This window comes from Roseateles sp. P5_B10, from assembly GCF_056400485.1.
In genome coordinates this window covers 1-2286 of record NZ_JBFULE010000820.1, presented here as the reverse complement: position 1 = coordinate 2286, position 2286 = coordinate 1, and the positions used below count along the sequence as shown (strand labels likewise).

3 protein-coding genes and 1 pseudogene are annotated in these 2286 nt (G+C 62.5%); 3 read left to right on the top strand and 1 reads right to left on the bottom strand.

What is annotated here, in order from left to right:
- A pseudogene (locus tag AC1DU6_RS28060) lies at positions 1-624 on the top strand (DNA-directed RNA polymerase subunit beta'); the annotation flags it as partial.
- A gap of 69 nt (positions 625-693) precedes the next feature.
- On the opposite strand, the gene AC1DU6_RS28055 reads toward AC1DU6_RS28060, so the two are convergent.
- Entirely contained in the window at positions 694-1173 is a 480-nt protein-coding gene (locus AC1DU6_RS28055; protein WP_457325422.1) for a putative toxin-antitoxin system toxin component, PIN family, read from the bottom strand.
- 159 nt (positions 1174-1332) lie between these two features.
- Here AC1DU6_RS28055 and rpsL point away from each other — a divergent pair, with 159 nt between their 5' ends.
- Positions 1333-1707: a 30S ribosomal protein S12 gene (gene rpsL, locus AC1DU6_RS28050; protein WP_056194784.1), complete on the top strand. Its 375-nt coding sequence runs from the start codon at positions 1333-1335 to the stop codon at positions 1705-1707.
- 155 nt (positions 1708-1862) lie between these two features.
- Positions 1863-2286 (top strand): 30S ribosomal protein S7 (rpsG, locus tag AC1DU6_RS28045; RefSeq protein ID WP_477861128.1); only part of this gene is annotated, 424 nt, incomplete at its 3' end.

The window sequence follows — 2286 nt, the reverse complement described above, 5'->3', positions numbered from 1 at the left end:
GGCCAGGTGGTCAACCGCGGCGAGCTGATCGTCGACGGTGCCGCGGATCCGCAGGACATCCTGCGCCTGCTGGGCATCGAGGAACTGGCGCGCTACATCGTCGACGAAGTGCAGGACGTCTACCGTCTGCAGGGCGTGAAGATCAACGACAAGCACATCGAGGTGATCGTTCGCCAGATGCTGCGTCGCGTGATGATTACCAACCCGGGCGATTCGACCTACATCCTCAACGAGCAGGTCGAGCGCTCGGAGCTGCTGGATACCAACGACCGACTGCGCAAGGAAGGCAAGATGATTGCCATCCACGCGGACGTGCTGTTGGGCATCACCAAGGCCTCGCTGTCGACCGATTCGTTCATCTCGGCCGCTTCCTTCCAGGAAACGACCCGCGTGCTCACCGAGGCTGCCATCATGGGCAAGCGCGACGAGCTGCGTGGCCTGAAGGAAAACGTCATCGTCGGGCGTTTGATCCCCGCGGGCACCGGCATGGCCTTCCACGAGGCGCGCCGCGTCAAGGAAGCCATGGACGACGCCGAGCGCCGTGCCATCGCGCTGCAGGAGGCCGAGGAGCTGGCTGCTGCACAGATGGCTGGCGTGGACGCTGGCGACAGCTCGGCTGAATAAGCCCCCGAGGGTTCTGCCCTCCGAAGCCGCCCCCGGTTCAAGCCGCGGGCGGCTTTTTATTTGGTGGGCTCATTCGAGCGACCAGCGTTCCGGCGTCACGATGAGCAGCCCGCGTGGCCGGGCGCGCTTGGCCAGCGCCAGCACGGCCTTGTCGCGGGAGATCAGCCAGCGCGCCCGGCTCGAGAGTGCCAGATCAATGAATTTCTGATCGTCGGGGTCGCGGCAGACCAAGCGCGAGGCCGGGGGCTGGGGCTCGATGGTCTCGACCGGCTGCGCGTGGGCGTCGAACTGTGCCTCGATGAAGACCAGATCTGGCGCATAGCTCGCCGCGACGCCGCGACCCAGCACATGTCGGATCTCATCGCGCATGGGTGGCGCTACCAGCCAGCGCAACGTGCCCGAGGTGACCGCGGTGATCAAAGCCTGAATGCGTGAGTCGCGGAACACCAGCCAGTCCATCACGACCTGGGTGTCGATGACGATGGCCGGCTTGTCTGCGGCGGAAGACGGGAAGCTGGGTAAGGCGGCGGGCGGGGTGGAGGCGGCCATGTCGTCAGCTTACAGGGCATGGCGCATGCATCGGGCAGACCCTTGTGCCGAATTCCCCGCCGGTCTACAATCCTCGGCTCTTTGCCTTTTGGGCGGCGCATTGCTGCGTGCCTAAAAATCAGCGAAGGCTCACAGACTTCAAACGGGAACAAGTCGTTTATGCCAACCATCAATCAACTGGTGCGCCACGGTCGAGAGGCCGAGGTCACCAAATCCAAGTCGCCTGCGATGCAGAATTGCCCGCAGCGCCGCGGTGTCTGCACCCGCGTCTATACCACCACGCCCAAGAAGCCGAACTCGGCTCTGCGTAAGGTCGCCAAGGTGCGTCTGACCAACGGTTTCGAGGTCATCTCGTACATCGGCGGTGAAGGCCACAACCTGCAAGAACACAGCGTTGTGCTCGTGCGCGGCGGCCGTGTGAAAGACTTGCCCGGCGTTCGTTACCACATCGTCCGTGGTTCGCTCGACCTGCAAGGCGTCAAGGATCGCAAGCAATCGCGTTCCAAGTACGGCGCGAAGCGTCCGAAGAAGTAAATCGTTTGTTCGGCTCAGTCAGCATTGACTGAACCAACGTTGTTGCGGCTGCTGAAATGTCAGTCAGCCGAGTAAGTGGATAACCCCAGATGTCGGTGGTTGTCCAACGGAGTCCGGCAAACGCCACCTCCAACTGAAGCAGAAGGAAGAATCCCATGCCACGTCGTCGCGAAGTACCCAAGCGCGAAATCCTGCCGGACCCCAAGTTCGGCTCCGTCGATCTGTCCAAGTTCATGAACGTCATCATGGAATCGGGCAAGAAGGCCGTCGCTGAGCGCATCATTTACGGTGCCCTGGAGCAGGTCGAGAAGAAGATCGGCAAGGATCCGCTGGAAGTGTTCATGGTCGCCCTGAACAACGTGAAGCCCATGGTCGAAGTGAAGTCCCGCCGTGTCGGCGGTGCGAACTACCAAGTTCCCGTGGAAGTTCGCCCCGTCCGCCGGATGGCTCTGGCCATGCGTTGGTTGAAGGAATCCGCTCGCAAGCGCGGTGAGAAGTCGAYGGCCCAGCGCCTGGCCAATGAATTGCTGGAGGCCGCTGAAGGCCGTGGCGGCGCGATGAAGAAGCGCGACGAAGTTC

What these genes read in the sequence shown, in the direction of transcription:
- rpsL (WP_056194784.1), top strand. Translation starts at nt 1,333, where the DNA reads ATGCCAACCATCAATCAACTGGTGCGCCACGGTCGAGAGGCCGAGGTC.
- AC1DU6_RS28055 (WP_457325422.1), bottom strand. Translation starts at nt 1,173, where the DNA reads ATGGCCGCCTCCACCCCGCCCGCCGCCTTACCCAGCTTCCCGTCTTCC.